We start from the raw sequence: 4,834 nt of genomic DNA on the forward strand, positions 1-4,834 counted from the left end.
CGAGGGGTTCCGTAAGGCCGCTGGCTGGTGCCCTCACGTTGACCAGTGGTCGCTGATGGAAGCCTTGGAAATCGCGTTCGGATCGCGGATGCAGGCCGTGGCAGAAGCCATGATGGCACCGACCTTGGACGATCTAGCGGGGATCAGGCCCAGCGCATACACAGGCGCAGAGGACGATGAGGAAAACCCTGACTTCTAGGCACTGACCCAAGGGCACCCCCATGCAACCTATGTGGGTGCAAAATGCACGGTGTGCGGTGGTCGGAGGCAATGAAAACAAAAGGTTGCGTCTGACCACCTCACGGCTATTTTTCAGCAGAAATCCGAAAGCCAGAATAAGATAGAGGGACTAGCGCCAGCCCCCCGGTGGGGTCCCTCAAGCACACCCATGGCAGGCCCTTTGGCTTTCCCCAGCATGGTCAAAGCTCGATCATGTTGCGGCCCAGCACCACGGCAGAGCTGGTCTGTTTATGGGTGGTCAGTCCTGATGGGCGGGGGTGAGGGTGTCACTAAATGTATACAATAACAAGTAAAGTAGAGGGTCGGCAGGACGCCCTTGGTGGTGCGCCGGGGTTTCGAGGGTGTCGCTGCTACCCGTCCCGGGCAACAGTGGCTACCCATCCCGGGTAACCTTCGGTCCTCTCACTCAGCACAAGGCTCCCAAGCGCCCTGCCTTCGACCCTATCCCCTGTGCCCTATTACGGGGACAGTAAGACCGCACCCATTGCCGTGGATGCGGAGCAATCCCAGACCGCAGTCGGGGGTGTTGCTTCGGGCCATATCCCATCGTCCCCAACAAGGGAGCCTCTGCAGACCGGCAAGTCTACAGCCTCAAGACTGGGGAGTTCAAAAAAGCTTCCAATTGAAGCCTTCCTTTCTCCCGCCGCTTGTGAGGGTGACGTTAAGTTAGGAATGGCGGGACGACTCTGCAAGAGCGCAGCCTCTTGACGACCATCTGCGCCCTTTGTAACAGTCACAACCAACGTTGACGTTTGCAACATGAGTGATCGTGATGAAGAAGTATGTGACCTACCGCCGTGTCAGCACAGCAGAGCAAGGCAAGAGCGGGCTAGGGCTGGATGCACAGACACGGGACATTGACCTCTACCTGACCACCTACTCCGACACGCCCTATGAGGTGATCGGTGAGTATGTGGACCACATCAGCGGCATGGACGATGCAAGGCCAGAGCTGACCAAAGCCATAGCACAGGCCAAGGCCACAGGGGCAGAGCTGCTGGTTGCCAAGCTGGACCGCTTGTCTCGCCGGGTATCTTTCATCGCCACACTGATGGACGACAAAAAGCTAGCCCTGCGGGTGGCCTCGATGCCCAACGCGGACAAGTTTCAACTGCACATCTATGCAGCATTGGCAGAGCAAGAGCGGGACTTCATCAGCTTGCGGACCAAGGCGGCACTGGCACAGTCCAAAAAGAAGTTGGGGGGCCTGCGTGATACGACCATGAAACGCAATGCCGTGGTCAAGGCCAATGCCCAGCGCCGTGCTGACAATGTGGCGGGATTGATCTTGCCTCTGCGTGATGCTGGTCGGACCCTGCGTGAGATTGCAGCAGAGCTGGACAAGGCAGGGGTCAAGACAGCACGGGGTGGATCGTGGCAGGCATCACAGGTCAAGCGGGTGTTGGAGCGATTGAGCGACCCTGCCTGACGGTGGATTATGGTTTTTGGTTAGGGTGGCGCTCTTCTTCTCTTCTTCTCTTCTTCCAATTCGATGGGTTATAGGGCTTTGATTGGAAACAGTTTTAATGCCCTATGGTATACAAATCACGGGCCACAGGTATACAAATCACGGGTGAAGTGACTACCGATTGCGGGCGAAGTGACTACCGATTGCGGGTCATGGGGCCGTGGACGGGGATACACGGTCCTGATAGACGTAGCCTATGACCAAACTAGTCCGCACCCTAGATGCTATCCAGAGCCGCAGTGATGATCCTGACGCAATAGTGGAGGCGGGGGAGCTGGTGGACATGCGCTTCCCATCGGGCGGTCATATGTCACTGCGAGGGGGCAAGCTGTTCCACCTGCTAGTGCAGGCGGCTGGTGTGGACGTGGCCGAGGACGTGACGCACCGGATCACGCTAGCGTCCCTGAATGACACCTTCCACATCGCTGTGCCGGAGCTGGTGGAGCTGGTGGACGAGCTGCACACGACCACACTCAAGCTCAAGCTGACGGATGCCAAGGGCAGGCGCTACACCAAGTCAGGGCCGATCCTGTCGGATGTGGAACGAGAAGACGAAAGCAACACACAGGCAGAGCTTCGCTTCCAGTTCAGCCCGACCATGCGCAAGGCCATCGCCAACAGCAGCCATTGGGCCGTGGTATCAAAGCGGGCCGTGCTAGCTTTTGAAAGCAGATATTCCCTGCGCCTCTACACCGTCCTGTCCCTCCGTGCTGGACTGCGAAAGACCTCCGAGGACTTCGCCCTGGACGACCTACGGGAAATCCTTGGTGTCCCCGCTGGAAAGCTGGGAACGTGGAAGAACCTACGCCTTAGGGCGCTGGACCCTGCAATAGCTGAAATCAACCAACTGGCTGGGTTTCACGCAGGGTTCGTGCCGTTGAAGCGTGGGAGGCGCGTGGTTGGCGTGACCCTGACGTGGGGATTGAAGGACCGGACAGCACGGGTGGAAGCCCTCAAGGAGCTGGACCGCCCCAAGGTAGGCAGGAAGGCCAGACGGGACGGTAGCGCGGACATGATCGTGGAGGCCGAGGGACGACAGCGGGAAGCCTTGGCAACAGCCTTGTCAGCAGCAGGGGCACAAGGGCATGGTCAGCAGGACTAGATCAAAACGGGACAGCACGGGCATGGCCGTTGGGAAGCCAAGGGACAACAGGGGACAGGCATGGGATTGAGCTTGAGACAAGCGGCGGACCAGTGCGGTAAGAGCCGATCAACCATCCATCGCGCCTTGAAAGATGGTCGTCTTTCAGGAAAGCAGGACGATAAAGGCGAGTGGTCTATCGAAGGGGCAGAGCTGGCAAGGGTGTTTCCTTGGGATAGCCGTGGACATGGCGAACGGGAAGCCACGGAACAGCAGCGGGCTACCCCTGACATGGGCGAGATCATGGCGGTCAAAGTGGCCATGCTGGAACAGCAGCTTGAACGGGAACAAGAGACCGTGGCAGACCTACGCAAGAGGCTGGATCGGGCAGAGGATCGGGTCACGGCACTGACAGACCAGAGGGTCGGAGCTGGTGCGTCCAAGGGTTGGCTGGCCAGGATCATGGGACGATGAGTGAGGATACCAACCAGAAAGACTGGTGGGACAAAACAGAGGTCCTGTCGAAACTTATCGGGGCGCTTCTCATCCCCGTGATCGTTGCGGTCTCGGTCTGGGTATGGAACTCCGAGCGGACCTTGCAACAAACCTCATCGACAATGACGCAGATCGCTGTGGGGATTTTAACAGGACCACCTTCACCTGAAACTCAACCATTGCGAGCGTGGGCGATTTCTGTGTTGCAAACACCTGATGCACCACCGGCTCTTAGCGATGAGGCAGCACTTGCCCTTCAAGGCACAGAGCTTGCAGTTATTACGGCTCTCGAGGAATATGGCTGGCGAGCGCTGAAAACGACCAGATGGCAATCGCTGAGCAGCTCCCGTCTGCAAGAGATACGGGACGGTTGGGCGTCTTGGTTGTCCACAAACCCTGAGCTTGAGGGGCTCACCGATCCAACTGTTTCGGTGGTGCGGATGTTTATCGAAGAGATAGACGCCGAACTGGAGAGACGTGGTCAGTAACTCTCAACACCGCTACGCAAGGTGTCACCCCACGGCCCGCTAGAGCTTCCCATGGGACGCAACAGAGGACACCACAACCACGATGATAGCACTGCAACTGGGCGCTGGTCGCCTACGCTTCACCTTCACCATAGACCGCCTTGGGCTGGCCATCAGGATGCCATTCATCGGGGAAATGGCATGGACACGGGCCATGCGTCCGACCTTCGATCGCTGGCGGGATGTCAGTGATGGGAAAGGTGTGGGGGTGGTGGTCACCTAGGGCCACCCCACAGGCGTGATAAGAAGGCCGTGGGAGCATCCTGCGGCTTTTTCCTTGCAGGGGGTGGCGGTGGAGGGACGGACGCACTGTAGGTGGCCTGCCAGTGGCGTGTTGATTGCCCCCACTCTTAGTAGAACAACCCAACTAGGATCATGCCCATGACAGGCCGATTGACCCTTGCGGCGGGTAAGATATGCCGCGACCCCGACTTTCAATTCCGAGAATTTGACCATCCCGCCCTTGTGCGCAACTTGGCGGGCGCGTTGAAGCGAGGCACCCAACTCGACCCAGTCTTGATCTGGCGGGAACGCGATGATGCAGGCAAACCAACGGGGCGGCATGTGCTACTCGATGGGGCACACCGGATGAAGGCATATCGCAGCCTTGGTAGATCAGGGGCCATCCCGGTGGAAGTCTTTGAAGGCACCCGTGACGATGCCCTAGAAGCGGCTGTAGCGGCCAATGCGAAAGCGGTCGTGGGGCTGACTTCGACTGAACGGACCAATGCCGCGTGGCGACTGGTGCGGATCGGGACTGGACTGACAAAGCCACGGATCATGAAAGCGGCAGGCGTCTCATCCGGGACAGTGGCCGAGATGCGCCGCAGGGCGAATATGATGCGGGAAGCGGGCAAGGATGCCAGCGGGCGGTGGCGCACAGACAGGCGTGACCCGGACCCCGAAAGGAAGGCTTTCGATCCTGACAAGGCGGAAGCAGCAAGGCAGGAGGAAGTGGTCAAGATGGCCGAGGGGTTCCGTAAGGCCGCTGGCTGGTGCCCTCACGTTGACCAGTGGTCGCTG

General features: G+C 58.9%; 7 protein-coding genes. All 7 read left to right on the forward strand.

Going from position 1 to position 4,834, the window contains the following annotated elements; genetic code table 11:
- A partial coding sequence (locus LGQ03_RS16520; protein WP_226749293.1) for a hypothetical protein occupies positions 1-199 on the forward strand: 199 nt, incomplete at its 5' end.
- Positions 200-1,012: 813 nt separating this feature from the next.
- Positions 1,013-1,669, forward strand: coding sequence for a recombinase family protein (locus tag LGQ03_RS16525; protein ID WP_226749299.1), 657 nt, complete (start codon positions 1,013-1,015; stop codon positions 1,667-1,669).
- A gap of 235 nt (positions 1,670-1,904) precedes the next feature.
- On the forward strand, positions 1,905-2,810 hold the full coding sequence (locus tag LGQ03_RS16530) for a replication initiation protein (RefSeq protein ID WP_226749294.1): 906 nt from the start codon (positions 1,905-1,907) through the stop codon (positions 2,808-2,810).
- A 60-nt stretch (positions 2,811-2,870) separates the two neighbouring features.
- A complete protein-coding gene (locus LGQ03_RS16535; protein ID WP_226749295.1) occupies positions 2,871-3,263 on the forward strand; it encodes a MerR family transcriptional regulator in 393 nt (130 codons plus the stop codon).
- Complete coding sequence (locus tag LGQ03_RS16540; protein ID WP_226749296.1) at positions 3,260-3,772, forward strand: hypothetical protein; 513 nt, start codon at positions 3,260-3,262, stop codon at positions 3,770-3,772. Before LGQ03_RS16535 ends, LGQ03_RS16540 begins: the two co-directional genes overlap by 4 nt.
- Positions 3,773-3,854: 82 nt before the next feature.
- Complete coding sequence (locus LGQ03_RS16545) at positions 3,855-4,034, forward strand: hypothetical protein (RefSeq protein WP_226749297.1); 180 nt, start codon at positions 3,855-3,857, stop codon at positions 4,032-4,034.
- Between the two features lie 158 nt (positions 4,035-4,192).
- Positions 4,193-4,834, forward strand: a 642-nt coding sequence (locus LGQ03_RS16550) for a ParB N-terminal domain-containing protein (RefSeq protein ID WP_226749298.1), incomplete at its 3' end; no start/stop codon positions are given.

Source organism: Loktanella gaetbuli (genome assembly GCF_020531945.1).
Taxonomy (GTDB): domain Bacteria; phylum Pseudomonadota; class Alphaproteobacteria; order Rhodobacterales; family Rhodobacteraceae; genus Loktanella; species Loktanella gaetbuli.